Genomic DNA, 23,260 nt, shown 5'->3' on the forward strand with positions numbered 1-23,260 from the left:
TACCATGACTTCAAGTTTTTAACATCTTCATATTTTAAGCTTTTTAAAAATTTAAAATTCAATCCACTTAAATGAACAGTCCACCACATCAAGACTTCTTTCCTTTATTCCTCAATAGAAATATTCAAATCCGCTATTGGGAACACTTCAGGTATATAATGAAAAACGGACACATTATTTTCTAAAAAAATAAGTGTCCGTTCAACTATTATAGATTTCATTATCCATTTAATTCATATGCTCCTTATTGATCTTTACAACTATTCATTTACAAAGCCTTAAGCTTTAGCAACTCCAAACGGATACGCTCTAATCTTTGCTTGCATAGTGACCTCATCTGATCGTTTTCTTCACTGATCGCTTCAAAAAGGGTTGCTAATTCATAGTCCATTTCCATTCTTAACACTGCAGCTCTATGTCTTTCTACTTCTTTAGCTTTTAATGCTTGGTTCATGACTTGTTTCATAATTAACATTCTCCCTTCATCAATAAACTTAATTTTCAGAATTTAATTTTATTTTATCATATGTCTTCCACCAACAAATAGCAACTAATTTGTGTTCTTACCCATCAATTTATTTGAAATCAAGTTACAAAACGCTATTTTCGAAATTACCTTATACTTATGCTACAATATGTGCAGATATTTACGGTAGGAGAGATAAATGATGAAATTATTAAGTTTCACTTCTGATGATTTTAACGTATTTAAAATTGATGGATTAGAACCGCGAATGGAAGCTTTAAAAGAAAAGATACAACCTAAGCTTCATGCATTGGGCGAACATTTTTCACATCAGCTATCTATCATGACTGGTGAAGAAATGTTTCCTCATGTAGCAAGGCATGCCAGACGGAAAGTGAACCCTCCTAACGATACATGGGTTGCTTTTGCCGCAAATAGCCGGGGCTATAAAATGATGCCCCATTTTCAGATAGGTTTATGGGAGACACATTTGTTCATATGGTACGCCGTCATTTATGAGGCCCCCAATAAGGTAGAAATAGGACAGCATCTTGAGAAAAACATTAACCGGTTAAAAGAAAATATCCCTTCTGACTACGTTTGGTCAATGGACCACACAAAGCCTGAAGTCATTCCACATGAAGGGCTTTCTAGTGAAGATTTACACTCCATGTTTTCCCGTTTGCAAACGGTCAAGAAGGCCGAGATCCTTTGCGGAATACAAATCCCCCGCGAAGAGGCCATTCAATTAAAAGAAGATGAATTCATCCAAATCATTCAAGATGCGTTTGAACATCTTTTACCCCTATATCAATTAAAATAAACGCTTATGTCGTAATATGACGTATATCTACAAAATATAGACCAAACGATGGAAGCACGGAGGTGCCTTTATAGGTACCTCCGTGCTTTTATTTTTGAACCAATATTTTACTTGCGCTGATGAGCTCGGTGATGTGCTCCTCTTTTCCCGTTTCAAAGCATTCTATGACCTTGCTTCCGACGATGACCCCATCACAGGATTGAATCGCATTCCTTACATGCTCGGGCGTTGAGATGCCAAACCCGGCAAGAACCGGGACAGGGCTCAGTTCTTTTACCTGTTTAAGATATTCACCGACATCGCCCCCGAAGGTATCACGGGTACCCGTGATACCCTTTACCGTAACTGCGTAGATAAAGCCTTCAGCTCCTGCTGTAATCTCCGTGATTCGATCCCTTGAAGACGTGAGGGTCACAAGTCGAATCAGTGTGATCCCCGCTGTTTTGATGGATGAAAACACCGTTTCTTCTTCAATCGGCAAATCAGGAATGATACATCCTGCAATTCCAGCATGAAGGCAATCCTCTATAAACTCCTTTAGACCATATGCCATGATGGAATTGGTGTACCCCATTAGTATAATCGGGATATTCACATCGTTTTTGATTTCCGTTACCTTTTTCAAAATATCCTTCAAAGTCGTGCCCTTCTCCAAAGAACGAATCCCGGCCTGTTGAATAACCGGCCCATCAGCAACTGGATCAGAAAATGGTATGCCCAATTCAACAGCGGTTGCCCCGTTTTTTTCTAGGAACATCAGCTGGCCTTTTAATCGATCCAAACCTCCATCGCCTGCCATGATATAGGGGATGAACGCCTTTTCTCCCTTGTTCACACAATCTTGCATCACTTTCGTTAACTTATTCATGATCGCTGCCCCCTAAAATGGATTGGACTTGTTCAACATCCTTATCACCACGACCAGAGAGGCAAATGACCAACCCTGTCCCTTTTTCCATTTCTTTTGCCAGTTTTAACCCATAAGAAAGGGCATGAGAGCTTTCTAAAGCTGGAATAATCCCTTCTTCCCTTGAAAGCAATACAAGGGCATCCAAGGCTTCCTGATCAGTAACGGAAGTATATGTGACCCGATTCGTATCCTTTAGGTAACTGTGTTCCGGTCCTACTCCGGGATAATCCAACCCCGCTGAGACCGAATGGGCCTCCTGGATTTGGCCGTCTTCGTTTTGCAAGACATACATGAATGCCCCGTGAAGCACGCCGGGCCTTCCCTTAGTCAAACTTGAAGCATGTAATGGTGTATGGAGACCATGACCTGCAGCTTCCACTCCATATAACTTCACCGTTTCATCCTCTATGAAAGGGTAAAACATGCCCATTGCATTACTGCCACCCCCAATACAAGCGACCACTGCATCAGGAAGCCCATTTACCAAGTCTGAATACTGGCGCTTTGTTTCATTGCCAATGACGCTTTGATAATCGCGAACAATGACGGGAAACGGATGTGGACCGAGGACAGAACCCATAATGTAGTGAGTGTCCTCTACATTTGCAACCCAGTATCGTAATGCTTCATTTACTGCATCCTTCAAAGTGGAGCTCCCTTGTGTAACGGAAACAACCTTTGCCCCTAACAATTCCATTCTGAATACGTTCAATTTCTGCCTTCTGATATCTTCTGCACCCATGAAGATGATGCATTCGAGCTTCAATAAAGCACAGACTGTCGCCGTCGCTACGCCATGCTGTCCTGCACCTGTTTCGGCTATGACCTTTTTCTTGCCCATTTTTTGAGTCAATAAAGCCTGGCCTATCGTATTATTTATTTTGTGGGCACCTGTATGGTTCAAATCCTCACGTTTCAGGTAGATATCGGCACCACCTGCAAGTTTCGTCAGGTTCTCAGCAAAATAAAGAGGTGTTTCCCGACCAACGTATTGAGTCAGGTAATAGGATAGCTGCTTTTGGAAATCCGGATCATTTTTTGATTGTTCATAGACCTCTTCAAGTTCAGTGATTGCAGCCATCAAGGTTTCAGGGACAAAACGGCCACCATATGCCCCGAAGTGTCCAGTTTGGTCAGGTTGTGTATACGTACTCATCTATTCATTCCTCTTCTCCTGTATATTTTTTGCCTTCCTTATAAATGCCTTTATTTTTGTTGCGTCCTTCACCCCATCAATCTCCACACCACTAGCGACATCAACCCCGAATGGGGATACGGCCAAAATCGCTTTATCCACATTATCCGGATTTAAGCCACCTGCAAGAATAACCTTGTCCAGTGGAAGCTTGGCTTTTTGGAGCATATCCCAATCTAATGTCATTCCTTTTCCCGAGGAACCTTTCGGCAAATCGACCAGAAGATACTCAGCGGGATAATCGTTAAGGTTTTCAAGGTCCTCTTCTGAATGTATGGCGAATGCCTTAATGACAGGTAGCGGCATCCTTTCGGCAAAACTAGTAGACTCGTTTCCGTGCAGCTGAATATAATCCAATCCAGCGATGCCAGCCGTCCTAATCACATCCCGTTCGGCCTGATTAGAAAACACCCCTACTTTTTTCACATGTCCAGGAAGGTTTCGTCCAATTTCACGCACCACCTCAGGTTGGACTTTCCGGCTGCTTTCTGCAAAAATGAACCCGATGAAATCAGCACCTGCCCCTACAGCCGATTGGACATCCTCCAATGTTTTCAATCCACAAATTTTGACGAACATATTTTTCTCCTTACCTCTTAAAAGTTCACTTGAAGTTCATTCATCGTATCCGAAAGGTTGGTGGAAGTCATCAAGGTTTCACCCACTAAAATCCCCCTGGCACCCGCTTTTTTCACACGCAGGACATCTGCTTTCGTTTTGATTCCACTTTCACTGATAATCATATGAATGTTCGGATCAAGCAGTTTCGCAAGCCGTTCCGTTACAGCCAGGTCCACTTCGAATGTTTTTAAATTTCTATTGTTGATCCCAATCAATTCTGCTCCGAGGTCCACCGCCTGTTTTAGCTCTGATTCATCATGGACTTCAGTTAATACTTCGAGCCCTTTACTTTTTGCATATTGATACAACTCATGTAGGCGCTCTTTCGAAAGAGCTGCCACAATTAAAAGAATAATGGTCGCACCTGCATGGTAGGCCCGGTCAATCTGGATTTCATCAATGATGAAGTCCTTACAGAGTCTAGGGATTTTGACAAGTTGGCTCACGTTTCGTAAATCATCGATCGTTCCTTTAAAGAAAGACTCGTCAGTCAAAACGGATATGGCAGCAGCTCCCCCTTTTTCATAAGATAGGGCTTGATTGTTGGGGTCAACATCCATGTTTATCTTACCCTTTGACGGAGAAGCACGTTTTATTTCTGCTATAACCGAAATGGAGGCGGCTGTTTTCAAAGATTCCACTAGCGATGGCCTTGTTGAACGGACCGCCTCCGACTGTGGAAAGCCGCTTCCTTCTTTATAATGGGCAACCTCCACTTTTTTCCTTTCGATGATTTTCGTTAAAATATTTTCCATTTACATTACCACCTTATTACGGTTGCCATAGGCAATTAAATTTTCTAATTTCGCAAGAGCTGAACCGCTGTCTAGGCTATCTTTGGCCAGAGAAATGCCCTTTTTAATTGTGGGCGCCGTTCCATGGGCGAATAATCCCAGCCCTGCGTTCAACAAAACGGTATCCCGGTAAGCCCCTTTCTCTCCTTTTAAGACACGTAGCATAATATCAGCATTTTCCTTAGCGTCTCCTCCACGAATTTCCTCATTTCCGTAGATGGGCAAATCCACTTCTTCCGGATTCAGGGTAAAGGGGATGATGTCCCCTTCTTCCAAAAGGACGAGAGAATTTTCTCCCTGTAGACTTGCTTCATCCATAGAACCTGCTCCATGGATGACAACCGCACGTTTTCTGCCTAATTTGTGGAGCACCTCGGCAAATAGCTCAAGCATATCCCGACGGTTAATTCCCAATAGTTGCGTTTCGAGTTGCACTGGATTTGTTAATGGACCTAAATAATTAAAGACAGTTGGGATCTTCAATTCTTTTCTCACTTTCATAATCCGGGCGCTGTTTGGATGGAGTGACGGCGCAAACAAGAAAGTGATGCCGTTTTCCTCCAGCAGTTCTTTCACCATTCCAGGTTCAAGGTATAAATTGACCCCTAGCTCTTCCAAAACATCCGCACTTCCCGTCTTACTCGAAATGCTACGATTTCCATGTTTGGCAACCTTTACTCCGGCACCGGCCAGAACAAATGCAGAAGTGGTACTGATGTTGAAGCTTTGTGAGCCATCTCCACCTGTCCCGCAATTATCCATCACGTTTAAACTAGTCGAATGTACACTTCTTGCTTTTTTTCGCATGACCCTGACCAGACTGGCGATTTCTCCCGCCGTTTCTCCTTTTGCTTTTAATGCTATAAGAAAAGCCGCCATCTCGCTTTCTGTAATATCTGTAGAAAATAACGCTTGGGCTGCTCTACTCATCTCATCTTCCGTCAATGTTTGACGCTCTGCTAACTTCACTAAATACTCCTTCACAACTGACTCCCCCACTCGTTTTAAAATTATAAAATGGATTGTTCCTTCTCTAATTGATATGCATCCGCAATCTTATAAAATTCATGTAACAGTTCTTTGCCAATCTTTGTTCCAATTGATTCAGGGTGAAATTGGAGACCATACAGCGGATAATCCCGGTGTTTCAATGCCATGATCTCTCCATCGTCCAACGCATTCGCCGTAACTAGTAACTCAGGAGGCACGCTTTCCCTCTCAACTACCAAGGAATGGTAACGCATCACTGGGAATTGATGTTCCTGATTAACAAAAACCCCCGTCCCATCATGCTCAATAACCGATGTCTTTCCATGCATGATTACTTGTGCTCCAACCACTTTCGCACCAAAAGTTGCGCCAATCGCCTGATGACCAAGACAGATTCCCAAGATAGGAAGCTTCTTATAAAAGGAACGAATGATTTCCATACTCATTCCCGCATCTTCAGGTCGTCCTGGACCTGGGGAGATGATGATTGCCGTTGGGTTCATGTCCTCAATTTCAGCAATGGTGATTTCATCGTTCCTTTTCACAATCAAATCTTTCTCGACTTCTCCTAAATATTGATACAAGTTGTAAGTAAATGAATCATAGTTATCAAGCAACAAAATCATTTTTTATTTACCTCCATCAACGCCCGAGCTTTATTCTGTGTTTCCTCATATTCGGTTTTCGGATCCGAGTCATATACAATTCCCGCTCCGGCCTGTACGTAGGCATGCCCCTCCTTGATAATCATCGTCCGTATGGCAAGGGCCATATCCAGGTCACCTCCGAAACCAATAAATCCAATTGATCCTGAATAGACGCCTCGCTTACAGTTTTCAAGTCCGTTGATCAATTCCATGGCCCTGATTTTTGGGGCACCAGATACAGTCCCAGCAGGCTGACAGACCGTTAAAGCATCTAAACTCGTAAATTCCTCCCTAAGCTTGCCGCTAATCTTGGAGGCAATATGCATCACATGCTGAAATCTCTGAATTTCCATTTCTTCCGTAAGATGAATCGAACCAATTTCACAAACCCGCCCGAGATCGTTTCTTCCCAAGTCTACAAGCATCCTATGTTCAGCCAATTCCTTCTCGTCCATCAGTAAGCTTTTTTCTAACCCCTTATCTTCCTCAACCGTTTTTCCCCTAGGTCGTGTACCCGCGATGGGATTCACATGCACCATACCGGCTGAAACACTGATTAAGCTTTCCGGCGAAGAACCCAGAACGGTGTATTCTCCAAACTCAATATAGAACATGTATGGTGATGGATTGGCTAAGCGAAGTCGTCGATATGCATCGAACGGCTCTCCATCAAAGTCAGACTGGAATCTTTGTGATAACACGATTTGGAACACTTCACCCGCTACAATCGCTTCCTTCGCTTCAAGCACCATTTTCTCGAACTCCACCTGACTGAAGTTCGAATCGAATTCCAAAAATTCCGACGATAATTCTTGTGACGGTTTACTCGGTTGATTGATTTTCTCCTTCATATCCGCTAAACTTTTTTTTCCATCGTCTTCGGCAGTCAAAAGATGAATCTTTTGCAGGACATGGTCGAATATGTACAATTCCTTAAAGAATAGAAAATGGGCATCTGGCATCTGAAGTGGATCAGGGGGTACATCACCAATCTTTTCAAATAAACGAATAACATCATACCCCAGGTACCCGACTGCACCCCCATTAAATGGGGGAATATTCACCGGGATACCCTCAAGTTCAACCAACAGTTGATCCTTCAGGAACTCGATGATGTTCGCTTCCTTCACTTCCTCTTCCCCGGATACAGAATCCTTGACGTGAACTTGATTGGCTAATGAAGTGACCTCCAAATAAGGATTGGACCCTAGATAGGAATAGCGACCATTATCATGATGTGAATTTGAGCTTTCGAGCAGGAATTTTTTCTTATCATTTAATTTGCGAAATATGGAGATTGGTGTGTGAATATCCCCTTCTATTGTTTCCATTTTAAAATGAAGTTTCTTTTTCTCATTCAAAGAATTCATGAACAATCCCTCCCTTTATGTCAATTACGTTATACGTTTATTTTTTCTCCCGCCGTCAGAATAGGAGGTGGAGCTTATCTTTTTAATCCTTCGTCATAACATCGTCAGAAATGGAACATATAAAAAAATCCCCTACAAACACAAATATTGTGCTTGCAGAGGACGGAATACCGCGGTGCCACCTCAAGTTGGAAAAATCACTCTTTTTCCCTCTTACAGCAGGATATAATCCTGCACACCCTTTAACGGAGGCAACCGAGTTTCCCTACTTCATTTCAAGAAACCACTCATAAGTCCATTCATCTTCCTACTTCGTACCGGTTTTCAGCTGATCCGGCTCTCTGTGACGATGCTAAAGAAAGATTACTACTCTTAATCAAAGATTTAATTATCCTTTTTAAAAAAACGCAAAAAAGCCCCTCATCCAAAGGACGAGGAACCCGTGGTACCACCTTAATTAGCTATAATAGCTCACTTTACGGCACAAAAAACATTACATGCCTGTCTCCATTAACGATGAGATAATCGCCAAAGCCTACTCCGTCATCCGTTTCGGTTTGGGGCTCGGAAGTCCATTCGCTTAAACTTGTTCACCAGTTTTCAGCAACCACTGGCTCTCTACAGAACAATATTAAGGTACTATTCTTCGTCACTGCCTTTATCTTTTCTTGTTTATTATGTTAAAACATAATTTTCAGGAAGTCAATAAAGTTTTCTAATAATTGAAAATTTTATTTCATTTTAATCCAATCACCATCTGCAAGAGCTTTCGCTTTCTTAATAACATGATAGGCAGAATACGTGCTGGCCGATTCGAATTCGTCCGTATACCTCTTTTCATCCGCCTTACCGGGGACAATCACCTTAAAACGGCGATAGGCATTCATGAATGCTTCTTTTTCAATTTTACTTTCATAAGCTTTCTCTACTGCTTCAAAAAATTTAATGACGTCGACGATTTCTTCCGTTGACCAATCAAGATCCATAGGATATTGATAATCCATACTTATTCACTCCTTCTAGTTAAATCCTGTTGAATGGGTAACTTTCTCACTCAGCCCACTTTGAGCGAATGGCCTCCGCCTCACTGATGATACGTTTGAATAGCTGGGCCGTCGTTGGTACATCATGGATCATCCCCATGACCTGTCCTGCCCAAGCGTAGCCTTCGTCCTCGATTCCATCATGAATATACTTTTGGTTTGCTTCTCCGCTTATGTAATCCTTCAATTGCTCGTATCCACCGTTTTCTTTTTCAATTTCAAGAATCTTATCCGTCCAGCTATTAGAAATGACGCGGGCAGGAGCACCAATTGAACGCTTAATGACAACGGTATCATTTTCTGTTCCGGAAACCAAGGCATTTTTATATAATTCATGGGCATGGACGCATTCCTCGACAGCAATGAATCTTGTACCCATCTCGATACCTTCGGCTCCAAGGGCCAATGCAGCCATTAACCCACGTCCATCCCCGAATCCACCTGAAGCGATTACGGGAATGCGCACGGAGTCAACCACTTGCGGTATCAATACGGATGTACCGATATCATCCCTTCCTAAATGACCTCCGCCTTCCTGCCCGACCACCATCACAGCATCCGCACCCAATTGTTCGGCTTTAACGGCCTGCCTCTTTGCGGCAACTAGCACAAGCTTCTTTACAGGCGTATCTTTAAGAAATTCTAGAAATGGAGCAGGGTTGCCACCAGTTACCGAGACAATGGCAATTCCTTCTTTCATCGCTGCCTCAAGCATATGTTCATAGGGCCTGCCATGCTGACCAATGGCGAAATTGACGCCAAAAGGCTTATCCGTCATAGCTTTTGTCTTTCGGATTTCCTGAACCAATTGATCCGGGTCATTCAACGACATGGCCGTTACCTGTCCCAAACCCCCAGCATTCGAAACCGCTGCAGCCAATTCCGCATAGGCAAGGTGTGCCAATCCCCCTTGCACAATTGGATACTGTATCCCCAATAAATCAGTCACGCGAGTTTTCCATTTCAAGAACATCTTCCCCCTTGTCCATTCTTTAATACTCTACACGAATCATTATGGCAAATACTGTTTATTTATTCAAATCATAAACTCACCTATATCAGGAAGTTCATTCAACAATCGCTAATACATTTCATTTGCCTAGTTTCATAGATTCTTTCGCCTTAGCTTGCTATTTTAGGGTTTAAAAGTATAACTAGGCATTTATTGTTAGACATGCTATAATTCTTTTGTTTTATGTCTACCCATAATTCGCAGCCCGATTTAATAGAGGCTGACACGCAGAATAATATACTGCAGTAAATGGAGTATTTTTATATATTATATTGAAAAGGGGCTACAAGAATTTGTCACAGAATGAAACACCCTTATATACTGCTTTGTTACAGCACTCAAAAAAGAATCCTGTTCAATTCCATATTCCAGGTCATAAAAAGGGGAAAGGGATGGATCCCGATTTTCGTGATTTCATCGGGGAAAATGCCTTATCGATAGATTTGATCAATATTGCCCCACTTGATGACCTCCATCAGCCAAAAGGAATAATCAAAAAAGCTCAAGACCTAGCAGCTGAGGCTTTCGGGGCTGACCATACATTCTTTTCGGTACAAGGAACAAGCGGTGCAATCATGACGATGGTCATGTCGGTCTGCGGACCCGGAGATAAAATCATCGTTCCGAGGAACGTACATAAATCCGTTATGTCAGCCATCGTATTTTCCGGTGCCGTTCCCATTTTCATTAATCCTGAAATCGATAAAGACCTGGGAATCTCCCATGGAATAACTATAGAAGCCGTTGAAAAAACACTAAAGGAACACAGCGATGCCAAAGGACTTTTGGTAATCAACCCGACTTACTTCGGCATTTCGGCAGACTTGCAGAGTATAGTGGAGTTGGCACATACTTACCATATGCCGGTGCTCGTTGACGAAGCACATGGGGTCCATATTCATTTTCATGAAGAACTGCCACTATCCGCCATGCAAGCTGGAGCCGATATGGCAGCTACGAGTGTTCATAAACTTGGAGGTTCGATGACGGGCAGTTCCGTTTTAAATGTAAAGGACGGACTGGTTTCCGCAAATCGGGTCCAGGCAATTTTAAGCATGCTCACAACGACCTCGACATCCTATATCCTTCTTGCATCACTTGATACAGCCAGAAGGCAACTAGCAACGAACGGAAGGGAAATGATCGATGGTGCAATAAGGCTTGCGGAATATGCAAGGAACGCAATCAATGAAATTCCTTATTTATATTGTGTAGGGAAAGAAATATTGGCGAGTAAGGCTGCCTTTAGTTATGATCCGACAAAATTAATCATTTCTATTAAAGAATTGGACATTACCGGATATGACGTGGAGAAGTGGTTGCGTGAGAAACATAATATCGAGGTGGAGCTCTCTGATTTATATAATATCCTTTGTTTGATCACCCCAGGGGATTCCATAACGGAAGTGGATATATTAATCAATGCCCTTAAAGACTTATCGGAAGAATTTAAGGAGTGGGCTGCCGATCATGGAAGAATCGAAGTCCTGCTTCCCGATACTCCGCCACTTGCCCTATCGCCAAGAGAGGCCTTCTATGCGGAAACCGAGGTGGTGCCTATCGAGGAATCCGTAGGAAAGATCAGTGCAGAATTTATTATGGTCTATCCCCCTGGGATCCCGATTTTCATACCGGGCGAACTGATCACCGAGGACAACATTGCCTATATCCAGAAAAATATCGAGGTGGGCCTTCCCGTCCAAGGTCCTGAGGATCCAGAAATTAAATACTTACGGATCATTAAACATTAAAGAAACGGTAAAAACCAGAGCAATCAGACATACGCTCTGGTTTTTACTCGTCGTTTACAATCATAATCGTTCCTTAATTGGGTCTTCCCTCATGGAAAAAGGGCGTCCAGGTTATATTTTCTGGAACACCCTCAAAATCTATTATCAGTCAATGTTGTATGTCCTATTCCTTAGAGGCAGCTGTATCACAGCTGTGGCAGTTGTGATTATGTGTATAAAGTACACTTACTTTTTCATCTTCAAAATGATCAATCGTGCTGTTGCAAGTTTGACAAACGATAGTTCCCATTTTTACAACCCCTTCCTCTATATTGTATGCATGAAACGATTAATGTAACCGCTTTATTTCATTATAATATAGCACATTTAATATTTCAAGCTATAAAGTATGTCATATATAGATTTTTCCAATTCGTTATTTCATAAATTCCAATATTAGAAATTCCCCATTGTTTTCATTGGCTTCAGGAAAACAAGTCCTGATTAGCGTTGCTATTCCCCCCTGATTTGTAGACCGCATATCATCGTCAGAAAAACAGAAGTACCCATCTGTACCGTTGCCTGGTTCAGCGTATCCCTGAGCGGGTCCAAACATACGATATCAAAAGCCCTCACCTTGTCATGGCTTCCGGCAAGAAATACAGCTTCCAGCAATTCCTCCGGATGCATCCCACCAGTAGTCGCTGCTGGAACACCAGGAGCAAACGCCATGTCGAGAACATCCATATCAATCGTCACGTAAATCATATCCACTTGATCATTTAAATGAGCTAATGCCTCTTTTATCACCTGTTCAAGACCTTGCTTCCTGGCTAATCGTAAAGGGACATACCTGACTCCTTTCTTCTTTGCATAGTCAATTAAATCCCTGGTGTTATAAAACCCATGCAAGCCAATATTGTGGATATGCTTTCCCTCGACAATGCCCGCTTCAATCAACTGACGCATGGGTGTACCATTAGTAGGACCGTTTTCTGAAGGATCCCGCAAATCAAGATGCGTATCGAATTGCAGGATACCTATTTTACTATCAGGATAGATTTGCTTCATTCCTTTCACCAGCATGGCTGTTGTAGAATGATCACCGCCAATTCCACCAATCAAGGAATTCCGGTACATATCGTGAACAGCAGCGGATGTCTCCCTAATCGACTGATGACAAAGGCTGATATCCGTTCCATGCATGGGTGCATCACCTAAATCCCATACCTGCATCCCAGAGAAATCCACATCATAATCCATGTTATAGGTAGAAAAGCCTTTCCATGAACGACGAAAATAATCAGGGAACTCCGATGCTCCCGATGGGCTGATGGATGACCTGGATAGTGGGGCCCCAAAAAAGACACAATCCGGTTCATCCATATCTCCTGCCATTCTCTGCTCATCAATTGTCCGAATCCACTGGTGGACCTTTGCTGGGTGGGCTGCCGGGAATGCTTCCTTCCTCCAAGTAAAAGTTGCCGGTTGAAGATGAACGTCACTCAACAAGCGCTCCCCCTTTCACAACGACTCTTCCTTTTTTTATGACGGTATCTGTGTGATTGACTCCATAAAAATACTGAAGTTTCGCAAAGTGATCTACGTCAAAAATCGTGATGTCCGCCTTTTTGCCGACTTCGATGCTCCCGATTTCCTCAGCACGATCAATGGCATGGGCTGCATTGATTGTGACGGCCGTTATCGCTTCAGCAGGACTCATCCCCATCTTCATACAAGCAAGATTCATCATGAAAGGTAGAGATACCGTCGGCGAAGAACCCGGATTACAATCCGTGGAAAGGGCGACCGGTACACCCAGATCAATCATCTTTCTGGCATCGGCGAATTTTTTCATTAAGAAATAGGCTGTTCCCGGTAGTAAAACACCAACCACCCCCGCTTTTGCCATCTTCTTCATCCCCGTAATCGATGCTTCTAGCAAATGATCTGCTGAAATGGCCCCTAATTCAGCCGCAAGCTCCGCTCCTTCATACGGCTCGATTTCATCCGCATGAATTTTAGCCTTCAGTCCGAATTTCTTTCCGGCCTCCAAGATTTTCTTTGCCTGTTCGGGGGTGAATACGCCTTCTTCGCAAAATACATCGTTAAACTCCGCCAATTTAGCTTGTGCAACTGCAGGGATCATTTCATTAATGATTAAATCAACAAAAACTTCAGGGTTTTCTTTAAAATGTAGGGGGACGGCATGGGCACCCATAAAGGTTGAAACAACATCAATTGGATGTTGTTCATGAAGTAACTTTGCCACTTCAAGCTGTTTTCTCTCCGTGTTCCAATCCAAGCCATAGCCACTTTTCGCCTCGACTGTCGTCACCCCTTGTAGAAGAAATCCGTTCATGCGTTCCAAGCTCTCTTCAAGCAACTGGGTGTGACTCGCTTTTTTCACAGCCTCGGTCGTCGCATATATGCCCCCGCCATGATTCATGATATCCATGTAAGTGGCACCTTCCAGGCGTTGATTAAACTCCTTTTCCCTGCTTCCGGCAAATACTAAATGGGTATGTGGATCTACCAAACCAGGCGTAACCAACTTGCCCGTTGCATCTAGGGTCTCGGCTTGAGCTAGACGATGCGTGTACTTTTCCAGTAAATCACTCGTTCTGCCTACCGCTTGAACGATTCCGGCTTCGAGCCAGACGCTTCCATTTTCGATGATTTGCAAGTCTGACATTTCTGCCTTAATCCTGGGGGCTTTCATCTTTCCGTCGAGTGTGATCAATTGGGCCGCGTTTTTTATGAAAATGGGTCTACTCATCTACTTCTCTCCCAACATCGGCATATGAATTCCCTTTTCCTTGGCTGTCATAATCGCCAGTTCGTAACCGGCATCAGCATGGCGCACCACACCCATTCCAGGATCTGATGTAAGTACCCGCTCAAGCCTTGCTTCCGCTTCCTTCGTACCGTCCGCCACTATCACCATGCCAGCATGAATCGAATAGCCCATACCGACACCGCCTCCATGATGAACCGAGACCCAACTTGCCCCGCCAACAGCATTGATTAATGCATTTAAGATTGGCCAGTCGGAAACGGCATCACTGCCATCCATCATCGCTTCTGTTTCACGATTAGGCGAAGCAACAGAACCTGCATCCAAATGATCCCTTCCTATCACAATCGGCGCTTTCAATTCCCCAGCTTTGACCAGGTCATTAATCATTTTCCCGAGCCTGGCCCTGTCTCCATATCCAAGCCAACAAATTCGGGCTGGAAGGCCTTGAAAGGGAATTTTCTCCTGCGCCAGTTTTATCCAATTGCATAGATTCTGGTTTTCTTTGAATTCTTCGAGCAAGACTGCATCAATTTTATAAATATCCTCGGGATCTCCCGATAAGGCAGCCCACCTGAATGGGCCCTTCCCTTCGCAAAAAAGCGGACGAATATAAGCCGGAACAAAGCCTGGAAAACTAAATGCCTGATCCACGCCTTCATCTTTTGCCATCTGACGAATGTTGTTTCCATAATCAAAGGTGATGGCCCCCTTTTCCTGCATACTCAACATGGATCTAACATGGCTGGCTATCGTTTGTTTAGAGGCAACAACATATGCCTTCGGATTATCTTGTCGAAAACGTCTGGCTTGTGCTACCGTCATTCCTGAAGGGATATAGCCATGTAACGGGTCATGGGCGGATGTTTGGTCCGTCAATACGTCAGGGATGAATCCACGTTCAATCAGAAGTGGCAAAATATCTGCTGCATTTCCAAGCAGACCGATGGATAAAGGTTCACCCGCCTGCCTTGCTTTTTTCACAATGGCAATCGCCTCATCCATATCGGATGTTTTACGATCGAGGTAACCATTTTTTATTCTCCGGTCGATTTTGGTTTCATCCACTTCAATGGCGAGACAGACCCCCTGATTCATGGTAACCGCTAACGGCTGCGCTCCTCCCATTCCACCAAGGCCGGAAGTCAAGGTGATGGTATGTTTTAATGACCCTTGGAAATGTTGCCTGGCAAGCTCCGAGAATGTTTCATACGTCCCCTGAATGATTCCTTGGCTACCAATATAAATCCAGCTGCCAGCAGTCATTTGTCCATACATCATCAATCCTTTTTTATCGAGTTCATGAAAGTGATCCCAATTGGCCCAGGCCGGCACGAGGTTGGAATTAGCTAACAAAACTCGAGGCGCATCCGGGTGTGTTCTGAAAACGGCCACAGGTTTCCCTGATTGAACCAATAAGGTTTCATCCGTCTCCAATTCATGTAGCGTTTTCATGATTTTGTCATAGCTTTCCCAATTTCGAGCTGCTTTGCCTATCCCTCCGTATACAACCAGTTCTTCTGGATTTTCAGCTACTTGAGGGTCAAGATTGTTCATCAGCATCCTTATCGCCGCTTCTTGAATCCATCCCTTCGCATGAAGAGTAGAGCCTTTGTAGTTCACAATTTCCCTTTGTTCCTTAGCTCCCATGTTTTTCACCCCTTATCTAAAAGTCATGCATCCATTCCGTAAAGTCATACGTTTTCAACCACGTGGTACAGGCTTCAATATCAGTGGAAAACATTCGGTCAGACTTAATGGTCGGTACAATTTCCCTGGCCTTTTCATAAAATTGAAAAGTCTTCGGACTCATATATTCTGTACCCCTATATTCAACGCCTTGCATCGCCGTAATGCATTCAATCGCCAAGACCCTCCATGTATTCTGGATTATTGCATAAGCATGTCTAGCAGCGATGGTCCCCATGCTCACATGGTCCTCTTGATTAGCTGATGAGGGAATGGAATCGACACTCGCAGGATGAGCTAGCGTCTTGTTTTCAGAGACGAGTGATGCTGCACAATATTGCATGATCATCGCACCTGACTCCAGTCCAGGTCTGGCACTTAAAAAGGGAGGGAGATCATTCAATTGGGGATTAACGAGCCGCTCAATCCTTCTTTCCGATATGCTTGCAACTTCCGCAACCCCTAACTTTAAGAAATCCATGGCAAAGGCAATCGGCTGTCCATGAAAGTTCCCCCCGGATATTACATGGTCACCTTCATCAAAAATCAGCGGATTATCGGTGGCTGCATTCATTTCAATTTGCAATTTTTCTTTTACATATCCGAATACCTGCCAGGAGGCCCCTAGGACCTGGGGGATGCACCGGAGCGAGTATGCATCTTGCACCCGAACTTCCCCTTGCCTGGAAGTAAGCCTGCTTCCTTCGAGCCACTTCCTCATTCTCTTGGCAACAGCGATCTGTTCCGGGTATCCTCTTGCTAGGTGAATCCTTTCATCAAACGTGTCTATAATCCCATTTAATGCTTCGACAGTCATCGCGGCAATCGCTTCAGACAACCATCCGATTTTTTCCGCTTCCAGAAAGGCCACCACCCCCATCGCCGTCATGGCCTGCGTACCATTGATTAGTGCGAGCCCTTCTTTGGCTTCCAACTCGATTGGTGAAATGCTTTCCAGTTTCATGGCCACGGAAGCATTCACAATCTCTCCTTTATAAAAGACCTCTCCCTCCCCCACTAATGCAAGCGCTAAATGTGAAAGTGGAGCTAAATCCCCACTTGCACCAAGAGATCCCTGCTGTGGGATAACCGGATGTATCTCTGCATGTAAAAGGGCCAATAAAGTAGAGATGACTTCAAGTCTCACGCCTGAAAAGCCTTTAGCCAGAGCATTTGCCCGAAGTAGTAGCATAGCTCTGGAAACACTTTCGGGAAATGGGCTTCCTACTCCACAGGCATGAGATTGGATGAGGTTATATTGTAGTTGTTTTACATCTTCGGTATCGATAAATACATCACTGAATTTCCCAAACCCAGTCGTAATCCCGTATATTATGCGTTTATCCAAGACAATTTTTTCGACTGCTTTCCTGCTATTCAAAACATTTTCCAGAGCATTTTGGGAGAGGGTGACCTTTTCCTTCTCAAATATGACCTTTTTTGATAGATTTACCGTTAAATCCTCACCAGTAAGAATCATGCCCTACACCCCTTTAACATAGTAAAGGGGCTGCATCACTTTAAATAAAGCGATACAGCCCCTTTTTTTGTAGCAACTACAATTGAATCGATACCATGTATAGTCATATTCATCTCACTCCTGGAAGAGTATTAATTGTTTAAATTTTACAAATAAAAAAAGCTGTTTGTCAACCTATTATTACATTTTTTACCATAAACATGTATCTGGTTTGAGAATGTGAGGAAGGAATTATCCCAATTACAGTTACATATAGATAGGTATATAAAATATCCATTTAATGTTAATCTATTATAAAGAAAACAGGGAAAAGGAGGCTGAATAATGATTGAAAATGCCTATATCAAACTAGTCCCGGAGTCTGTGAAAACCAATGTCACGATTGAGGACGTGAAGGAATTACTCACCTATTACCAAATGGTCACCTCAAAAACAGGAAAGCAACTGGATTGGGACTATGATAAAAAAGCCTTTCCTTATGATATGAAAGAGCCGGATGAAATGAAGGGGAACATGATTTATTTACAGTCCAATGTCGACCGTTATCATATGATATTAATTGGGGTCGACCAAGAAATCATTCAAGATGAGGACGGCATGGAACGGATTCAATCATATATCCAATTCACTCTTCCTGAAACAGCTACATTCGGGGATAAAGGCAAAGCTAATGAATTATGTAAATTCCTCGCAAAAAAATTGCAAGGCCAACTCCACCTCTTTAATAAACGAATCATGTATTATTATCCCAGAAAGTAATGAACACCACTTAAGGCATTCGTATAAGGATATAGACATCTATATTAAGGATAAGTCTAAAATAGTCACAATTTCCAATCATTTTTTCTTTGGTAAGGTACGTGAAAGAATCATTATTTAATGGATGGTTATACTTCTGAAATAATAATTTATGAGCATTATTTCGAATCTCAACTTATCAAAACGGGTAGATTATTCGAAAAAGGAACCAAAAGCATTCTCCTTGAATGCTTTTTTCTTTTGGTTACAATAATAATGAGTCATGATTATTGACCTATCAAGTGAATTAACTTAATGTTGATGGATGTATTATTTGTATTATTAGGAGGAAATGGTTTGAAGAAACTAATCACACTCATAATATCTTTTTGGGTTCCTGGTGCTGGGCATCTATTCTTAAGCTTACATCCTAGTTGGGAATGGGCATCAAGAGACAGAAAGCTATTTAAAAGAGGTATATTTTTTGCTTTGGCATATTTAGTGTCTTGCTTACTTGCGTTCGTTTCCATAGGGTTCATTCTTGCCCCTATTGTGATAATATGTGCAATGATTGACAGCTATAGACAAGCGAATAAGATTCTATAAAAGCAAAGTCCGGTGAACTGGTTGTTCATCATAAAAGGCATTCGGAATATTTCCCGAGTGCCTTTTTAATCGCCAAGTAATAATCAATGAGACCGATTTCGAATGATTAATAGATACTTTATGCAGGGGTTTCTATTAATCTGGGATCAAGGAATGTGTAGCCTTTCTTTTGAAAACCATTTACGATATCTTCAATCGCGTCATGCGTCCATTTCCGATCATGCATCAATAAGTTCGCTCCATTCGATAAATATGGACTATTTAACATGATATTCGTTAAAGCCTTATCATTTTGATACTCTTTTTCCCAATCATAGCCATAGGTCCAGTTCATAACCAACATTTTTTCTTTTTTCGCAATTCCTTTGGAATATTCGGTATTCGTCCCGAACGGAGCCCGGATGAATTTGGGCCGCTCCCCAACGATTTCTTCTACCAAATCATTTAATTTAACGATTTCTTTTTTTTGAACCACATCAGTCTGTTCCTTCAAGTTAACGTGAGAATATGTATGGTTCCCAATTAGGAAGCCCATATCATGGATTTCCTTCAATATTTTTTTCTTTTCATCATCTTCAATAAAATGGCCATTCACAAAAAATATAGCTGGCACTTGAAGCTCATGGAGCGTTTTTGCAATGTCTAGTGAATATTTATCAGGTGCATCATCAAATGTCAAAAGGACAACTTTCGGATCAGCATCTTTAATTGGTTCAAATGACCAATTTGCCTCATTCAAACGATATTGGACTTGAACCTTCTCCTCTTCTGCCTTCCCTTTTTCAATTGGTTTCTCCTGTTTCTCACTCAGCTCTACTTCTTTTTGTTCATTTTTGATATTGCTCGATGTTTCGACGTTTTTTTGATTTTTTACAGGGGTAACATCCATTCCATTACACCCCATCAATACAAGTGATATCATCGCAAACATGCACAAGGGTCTGTTAAGCATAATTCCTCCATTGGTATAAGTCGCATCACGGCGTAAACCTCATTCAATAAACAGGTACTAATGTTTCTAAAAGGATTTGCAATACACCATAACAGAGTAAACTGATAACGGTGACCAGCAACGTCCTTCTATTGGATTTCAGTATCATTTTTCCGATATAAATGGCTAAATAAGAAAAGACCAAAAACATGAATACTTTAAAAACAAAACGATCATTGACCGACAGCCATTCAACCACCGTATATCCACTCCAAACAATTAGTTGAAAAAGGATGACAAGATAATCTTTCAAGTGATCCACCCCATTTATATGAACAATTGGCCGTTGCTTTATTTCGGCAAACTTGTTCTCAAGTCACACCGCTCCTGCTATTTTTTTATCCTATTCTACAAATTTCAAACCTTTTTCCCTTTTAAAACGGATCATGTTCTTTTAAATATATGCCCGTCTTCACATTTCATTAAGTATTTCGGATCGGTAACATTAACTTATAACGAAAAAAAAGCACACTGCCCAGGAAGGGCAGTATGCTTTTTGGGAAAACAATTATTTGATGATATGGATAGGAGTTCCAAGGGCTACTTCAGCAGCTTCCATTGTGATTTCCCCTAAAGTTGGATGCGCATGAATTGTCATCGCGATATCTTCAGCAGTCATTCCTGCCTCGATAGCTAAACCAAGTTCTGCAATCATATCAGAAGCGTTTGGTCCTGCGATTTGTGCTCCAATTACCAATCCGTCTTCTTTACGGGTAATAAGCTTCACAAAACCGTCCGTGCTGTTCAATGAAAGAGCACGTCCATTTGCAGCGAATGGGAATTTAGAAGCTAATGCTTCGATTCCTGCTTCTTTCGCGTCTTTTTCATTATAACCTACAGAAGCAAGTTCCGGTTCAGTGAATGCCACAGCCGGAATCGCTAGGTAGTCAATTTCAGAAGACTCGCCAGCGATAGCTTCCGCTGCGATTTTTCCTTCATAAGAAGCTTTATGTGCTAATTGAGGTCCAGAAACGATATCACCAATCGCGTAAATGTTTTTCACATTTGTACGACATTGTTTATCAATTTCAATCAAGCCTCTGTCCGTCATTTTGATGCCGACTTGTTCAAGACCGATTTCAGATGTATTCGGACGGCGACCTACTGTCACTAACACATAATCCGCTTCAACTTTTTTCTCTTCGCCTTTTACTTCATAAGTAACCGTAACGCCAGTTTCAGTTTCTTCCACGCCTTTAGCAAGAGCTTTTGTAACAATTTCAGCACCTTTGTTTTTAAGGTTCTTTTTAACTAGGGCTGCCATTTGTTTTTCAAAACCTGCAGAAAGAATTTCTTCTGTACCTTCAAGGATCGTTACTTTCGTTCCAAAGCTTGCTAATGCGCCGCTAAGCTCTGTACCAATGTACCCTCCGCCGATAACGACGATTGAACCTGGTAATTCTTCCAAAGCAAGAGCACCAGTAGAATTAAGTACACGTTTAGTATATTTAAATGACGGGATTTCGATTGGTGTAGAACCAGTTGCGATAATCGCGTTTTTAAATGTATATGTTTGAGCTGAGTCTTCATTCATGACACGGATGCTATTTTCATCTACGAAGTAAGCTTCTCCTGACACGACCTCAACTTTATTTCCTTTTAATAGGCTACTTACGCCACCTGTCAATTTATTTACAACAGATTGTTTCCATGCTTGCACTTTAGAAAAGTCAACAGAAACCTTTTCCGCAAAGATCCCCATATCTTCTGAATGCTGAGCATTATGGAAACGGTGACCTGCTGAGATCATCGCTTTTGAAGGGATACAACCTACGTTCAAACAAACTCCGCCAATTGATCCTTTTTCAACAACTGTTACTTTTTGTCCAAGCTGTGCTGCGCGAATTGCGGCAACATACCCCCCAGGTCCTGAACCTATTACTAATGTATCTGTTTCGATCGGAAAATCTCCTACTACCATTGTTTACGCCTCCATTAACAATAATTCTGGGTCGTTCAATAACTTTTTGATGTGATTTAATGCATGCTGAGCAGTGGCCCCGTCAATAATACGGTGATCAAAGCTAAGTGATAATGCCAGAACTGGAGCGGCGATAATTTCCCCGTCGCGAACAATTGCTTTTTCGGCAATGCGTCCAATCCCTAGAATGGCAACTTCTGGATGATTGATTACAGGTGTGAACCATTGACCGCCTGCGGAACCGATATTCGTGATGGAGCAAGAAGCGCCTTTCATTTCATTGGAAGCCAACTTACCATCACGAGCTTTCGCAGCTAATTCATTAATTTCTTGTGAAATAGCAAAAGTTGATTTTCGATCTGCATCTTTTACAACTGGAACTAACAGACCTTTTTCTGTATCTGCCGCAATTCCGATATTGTAATAGTGTTTATGGATAATCTCACTTGTTTCATCATCAAATGATGTATTAAGCATAGGAAATTCACGTAATGCACTAGTTAAGGCTTTAACAACATAAGGTAGGAATGTAAGCTTGATTCCTTTTTCTGCAGCAATATCCTTGAATTTCTTACGATGGGCAACTAGCATCGTCACATCAATTTCATCCATTAATGTAACATGAGGAGCCGTCTGTTTCGACTTAACCATTGCCTTGGCAATCGCTTTTCTCATGCCGCTCATTTTTTCGCGTGTTTCAGGGTATTGCCCTTCTGGAATTGCCACTTTCGCATTATCTTCTTTCGTATCCGAATCTATTTGTTGTGAAGCATCATCACTTTGACGAGCTGGTTCTTTTGAAGCGGATGTGCCATTTTTGAAAGCATCTATATCTTCTTTCATGACGCGGCCATTATCTCCTGAGCCAGTAATCTCGCGAATATTTACCCCTTGTTCCCGTGCATACTTTCTAACAGAAGGCATGGCAATGATACGTCGTGTAGGATCTGCTTCAACCTGTGGCTGAGATCCCGCCTTTGGTTGAGCTCCTGCGCCCGTTTCTTCACTATTTCCCTGAACCGGTGCAGCTTCTTTATTGACTTTCTGTCCGCCTTCAGCAGTAGCTTGAACCTGAGCTTCAGTATCTTTATCACCTTCTGCTTTCGCTTCTTCCCCATGATCCCCTTTAAACTGAAGATCTTCATACCCAGGAGCATCAAAAGTGACAAGTACATCTCCGACTACAGCCACCGTTCCTTCTTGAACAAGAATTTCTTCAACGGTACCTTTCACCGGTGATGGAATTTCGACTACAGCTTTATCGTTCTGAACTTCACAAAGTACGTCATCTTCTTGAATCGTATCTCCTGGTTTAACAAACCATTTTACTATTTCACCTTCGTGTATACCTTCTCCGATATCAGGGAGTCTAAATTGGAATGCCACTGAATTCAACCTCCTATATTAAATCATACTTAGGGCTTTGAATAAAGCCCT

23 protein-coding genes and 2 other annotated features are annotated in these 23,260 nt (G+C 42.4%); of the genes, 3 read left to right on the forward strand and 20 right to left on the reverse strand.

Annotated elements, in window-relative coordinates:
* Positions 1-268: 268 nt before the first annotated feature.
* Positions 269-466, reverse strand: coding sequence for a hypothetical protein (locus tag ACIQXR_RS12400; protein ID WP_402868093.1), 198 nt, complete (start codon positions 464-466; stop codon positions 269-271).
* A 202-nt stretch (positions 467-668) separates the two neighbouring features.
* On the opposite strand from ACIQXR_RS12400, the gene ACIQXR_RS12405 reads away from it, so the two are divergent.
* On the forward strand, positions 669-1,289 hold the full coding sequence (locus ACIQXR_RS12405) for a YktB family protein (RefSeq protein WP_402956495.1): 621 nt from the start codon (positions 669-671) through the stop codon (positions 1,287-1,289).
* Positions 1,290-1,377: 88 nt separating this feature from the next.
* Here ACIQXR_RS12405 and trpA read toward each other — a convergent pair whose 3' ends face one another.
* The 9 genes from trpA to ACIQXR_RS12450 form a co-directional block, all read right to left on the reverse strand.
* A complete protein-coding gene (gene trpA, locus ACIQXR_RS12410; RefSeq protein ID WP_403080053.1) occupies positions 1,378-2,157 on the reverse strand; it encodes a tryptophan synthase subunit alpha in 780 nt (259 codons plus the stop codon).
* Entirely contained in the window at positions 2,150-3,355 is a 1,206-nt protein-coding gene (trpB, locus tag ACIQXR_RS12415) for a tryptophan synthase subunit beta (RefSeq protein ID WP_403080055.1), read from the reverse strand. The genes trpA and trpB overlap by 8 nt, the downstream gene beginning before the upstream one ends.
* Entirely contained in the window at positions 3,356-3,973 is a 618-nt protein-coding gene (locus tag ACIQXR_RS12420; RefSeq protein WP_402868087.1) for a phosphoribosylanthranilate isomerase, read from the reverse strand.
* 17 nt (positions 3,974-3,990) lie between these two features.
* Positions 3,991-4,770, reverse strand: coding sequence for an indole-3-glycerol phosphate synthase TrpC (gene trpC / locus ACIQXR_RS12425; RefSeq protein ID WP_402956161.1), 780 nt, complete (start codon positions 4,768-4,770; stop codon positions 3,991-3,993).
* A complete protein-coding gene (trpD, locus tag ACIQXR_RS12430; protein WP_402868083.1) occupies positions 4,771-5,793 on the reverse strand; it encodes an anthranilate phosphoribosyltransferase in 1,023 nt (340 codons plus the stop codon). It abuts the gene before it with no gap.
* Positions 5,794-5,819: 26 nt separating this feature from the next.
* Positions 5,820-6,425 carry an anthranilate synthase component II gene (locus tag ACIQXR_RS12435; protein WP_402868082.1) on the reverse strand — a complete coding sequence of 202 codons (606 nt, stop codon included), beginning with the start codon at positions 6,423-6,425 and terminating at the stop codon, positions 5,820-5,822.
* A complete protein-coding gene (trpE, locus tag ACIQXR_RS12440) occupies positions 6,422-7,816 on the reverse strand; it encodes an anthranilate synthase component I (RefSeq protein ID WP_403080056.1) in 1,395 nt (464 codons plus the stop codon). Before trpE ends, ACIQXR_RS12435 begins: the two co-directional genes overlap by 4 nt.
* Positions 7,817-7,971: 155 nt before the next feature.
* Positions 7,972-8,205: a binding site (T-box leader), on the reverse strand.
* A gap of 35 nt (positions 8,206-8,240) precedes the next feature.
* Positions 8,241-8,478 (reverse strand) — a binding site (T-box leader).
* A gap of 69 nt (positions 8,479-8,547) precedes the next feature.
* Positions 8,548-8,820, reverse strand: coding sequence for a UPF0223 family protein (locus ACIQXR_RS12445; RefSeq protein WP_402868078.1), 273 nt, complete (start codon positions 8,818-8,820; stop codon positions 8,548-8,550).
* A 46-nt stretch (positions 8,821-8,866) separates the two neighbouring features.
* Positions 8,867-9,826, reverse strand: coding sequence for an NAD(P)H-dependent flavin oxidoreductase (locus ACIQXR_RS12450; RefSeq protein WP_403080057.1), 960 nt, complete (start codon positions 9,824-9,826; stop codon positions 8,867-8,869).
* A 338-nt stretch (positions 9,827-10,164) separates the two neighbouring features.
* Here ACIQXR_RS12450 and ACIQXR_RS12455 point away from each other — a divergent pair, with 338 nt between their 5' ends.
* The gene (locus tag ACIQXR_RS12455; protein WP_402956153.1) at positions 10,165-11,622 is read left to right on the forward strand and encodes an aminotransferase class I/II-fold pyridoxal phosphate-dependent enzyme; all 1,458 of its coding nucleotides are present in this window, start codon (positions 10,165-10,167) and stop codon (positions 11,620-11,622) included.
* Positions 11,623-11,785: 163 nt separating this feature from the next.
* Here ACIQXR_RS12455 and ACIQXR_RS12460 read toward each other — a convergent pair whose 3' ends face one another.
* From ACIQXR_RS12460 to hutH, 5 genes are all read right to left on the reverse strand, one after another.
* Positions 11,786-11,911: a GapA-binding peptide SR1P gene (locus tag ACIQXR_RS12460; RefSeq protein WP_402868072.1), complete on the reverse strand. Its 126-nt coding sequence runs from the start codon at positions 11,909-11,911 to the stop codon at positions 11,786-11,788.
* 203 nt (positions 11,912-12,114) lie between these two features.
* On the reverse strand, positions 12,115-13,110 hold the full coding sequence (locus ACIQXR_RS12465; protein WP_403080059.1) for an agmatinase family protein: 996 nt from the start codon (positions 13,108-13,110) through the stop codon (positions 12,115-12,117).
* Positions 13,103-14,380 carry an imidazolonepropionase gene (gene hutI / locus ACIQXR_RS12470; RefSeq protein ID WP_402956149.1) on the reverse strand — a complete coding sequence of 426 codons (1,278 nt, stop codon included), beginning with the start codon at positions 14,378-14,380 and terminating at the stop codon, positions 13,103-13,105. Before hutI ends, ACIQXR_RS12465 begins: the two co-directional genes overlap by 8 nt.
* Positions 14,381-16,048 (reverse strand): urocanate hydratase, encoded by a 1,668-nt coding sequence (hutU, locus tag ACIQXR_RS12475; RefSeq protein WP_402868065.1) that lies wholly within the window; start codon positions 16,046-16,048, stop codon positions 14,381-14,383.
* A 16-nt stretch (positions 16,049-16,064) separates the two neighbouring features.
* Complete coding sequence (hutH, locus tag ACIQXR_RS12480; protein ID WP_402956147.1) at positions 16,065-17,567, reverse strand: histidine ammonia-lyase; 1,503 nt, start codon at positions 17,565-17,567, stop codon at positions 16,065-16,067.
* Positions 17,568-17,891: 324 nt separating this feature from the next.
* On the opposite strand from hutH, the gene ACIQXR_RS12485 reads away from it, so the two are divergent.
* Positions 17,892-18,326: a DUF1885 family protein gene (locus tag ACIQXR_RS12485; RefSeq protein ID WP_402956145.1), complete on the forward strand. Its 435-nt coding sequence runs from the start codon at positions 17,892-17,894 to the stop codon at positions 18,324-18,326.
* 266 nt (positions 18,327-18,592) lie between these two features.
* On the opposite strand, the gene ACIQXR_RS12490 is transcribed toward ACIQXR_RS12485, so the two are convergent.
* The 5 genes from ACIQXR_RS12490 to ACIQXR_RS12510 all read right to left on the reverse strand — a co-directional run bounded on the left by ACIQXR_RS12490 (position 18,593) and on the right by ACIQXR_RS12510 (position 23,209).
* Complete coding sequence (locus ACIQXR_RS12490) at positions 18,593-18,835, reverse strand: hypothetical protein (RefSeq protein WP_402868059.1); 243 nt, start codon at positions 18,833-18,835, stop codon at positions 18,593-18,595.
* Between the two features lie 194 nt (positions 18,836-19,029).
* Positions 19,030-19,863, reverse strand: coding sequence for a polysaccharide deacetylase family protein (locus tag ACIQXR_RS12495; protein ID WP_403080061.1), 834 nt, complete (start codon positions 19,861-19,863; stop codon positions 19,030-19,032).
* A 43-nt stretch (positions 19,864-19,906) separates the two neighbouring features.
* Positions 19,907-20,164: a hypothetical protein gene (locus ACIQXR_RS12500; protein WP_402868055.1), complete on the reverse strand. Its 258-nt coding sequence runs from the start codon at positions 20,162-20,164 to the stop codon at positions 19,907-19,909.
* Between the two features lie 246 nt (positions 20,165-20,410).
* A complete protein-coding gene (gene lpdA / locus ACIQXR_RS12505) occupies positions 20,411-21,823 on the reverse strand; it encodes a dihydrolipoyl dehydrogenase (RefSeq protein WP_402987728.1) in 1,413 nt (470 codons plus the stop codon).
* 3 nt (positions 21,824-21,826) lie between these two features.
* On the reverse strand, positions 21,827-23,209 hold the full coding sequence (locus ACIQXR_RS12510; protein WP_402868051.1) for a dihydrolipoamide acetyltransferase family protein: 1,383 nt from the start codon (positions 23,207-23,209) through the stop codon (positions 21,827-21,829).
* Between the last annotated feature and the right edge of the window lie 51 nt (positions 23,210-23,260).

It is taken from the genome of Peribacillus sp. NPDC097224 (assembly GCF_044761985.1).
Classification (GTDB): domain Bacteria; phylum Bacillota; class Bacilli; order Bacillales; family DSM-1321; genus Peribacillus.

Excerpts from the sequence above, each read along its gene's own strand:
- ACIQXR_RS12420 (WP_402868087.1), bottom strand. The coding sequence starts at position 3,973 with ATGTTCGTCAAAATTTGTGGATTGAAAACATTGGAGGATGTCCAATCG.
- ACIQXR_RS12485 (WP_402956145.1), top strand. The coding sequence starts at position 17,892 with ATGATTGAAAATGCCTATATCAAACTAGTCCCGGAGTCTGTGAAAACC.
- ACIQXR_RS12405 (WP_402956495.1), top strand. The coding sequence starts at position 669 with ATGAAATTATTAAGTTTCACTTCTGATGATTTTAACGTATTTAAAATT.
- ACIQXR_RS12435 (WP_402868082.1), bottom strand. The coding sequence starts at position 6,425 with ATGATTTTGTTGCTTGATAACTATGATTCATTTACTTACAACTTGTAT.
- ACIQXR_RS12400 (WP_402868093.1), bottom strand. The coding sequence starts at position 466 with ATGAAACAAGTCATGAACCAAGCATTAAAAGCTAAAGAAGTAGAAAGA.
- hutH (WP_402956147.1), bottom strand. The coding sequence starts at position 17,567 with ATGATTCTTACTGGTGAGGATTTAACGGTAAATCTATCAAAAAAGGTC.
- ACIQXR_RS12460 (WP_402868072.1), bottom strand. The coding sequence starts at position 11,911 with ATGGGAACTATCGTTTGTCAAACTTGCAACAGCACGATTGATCATTTT.
- ACIQXR_RS12490 (WP_402868059.1), bottom strand. The coding sequence starts at position 18,835 with ATGGAAACGAACGCAAGTAAGCAAGACACTAAATATGCCAAAGCAAAA.
- trpA (WP_403080053.1), bottom strand. The coding sequence starts at position 2,157 with ATGAATAAGTTAACGAAAGTGATGCAAGATTGTGTGAACAAGGGAGAA.
- trpE (WP_403080056.1), bottom strand. The coding sequence starts at position 7,816 with ATGAATTCTTTGAATGAGAAAAAGAAACTTCATTTTAAAATGGAAACA.
- ACIQXR_RS12445 (WP_402868078.1), bottom strand. The coding sequence starts at position 8,820 with ATGGATTATCAATATCCTATGGATCTTGATTGGTCAACGGAAGAAATC.
- hutI (WP_402956149.1), bottom strand. The coding sequence starts at position 14,380 with ATGAGTAGACCCATTTTCATAAAAAACGCGGCCCAATTGATCACACTC.
- hutU (WP_402868065.1), bottom strand. The coding sequence starts at position 16,048 with ATGGGAGCTAAGGAACAAAGGGAAATTGTGAACTACAAAGGCTCTACT.
- lpdA (WP_402987728.1), bottom strand. The coding sequence starts at position 21,823 with ATGGTAGTAGGAGATTTTCCGATCGAAACAGATACATTAGTAATAGGT.
- trpB (WP_403080055.1), bottom strand. The coding sequence starts at position 3,355 with ATGAGTACGTATACACAACCTGACCAAACTGGACACTTCGGGGCATAT.
- trpC (WP_402956161.1), bottom strand. The coding sequence starts at position 4,770 with ATGGAAAATATTTTAACGAAAATCATCGAAAGGAAAAAAGTGGAGGTT.
- ACIQXR_RS12495 (WP_403080061.1), bottom strand. The coding sequence starts at position 19,863 with ATGCTTAACAGACCCTTGTGCATGTTTGCGATGATATCACTTGTATTG.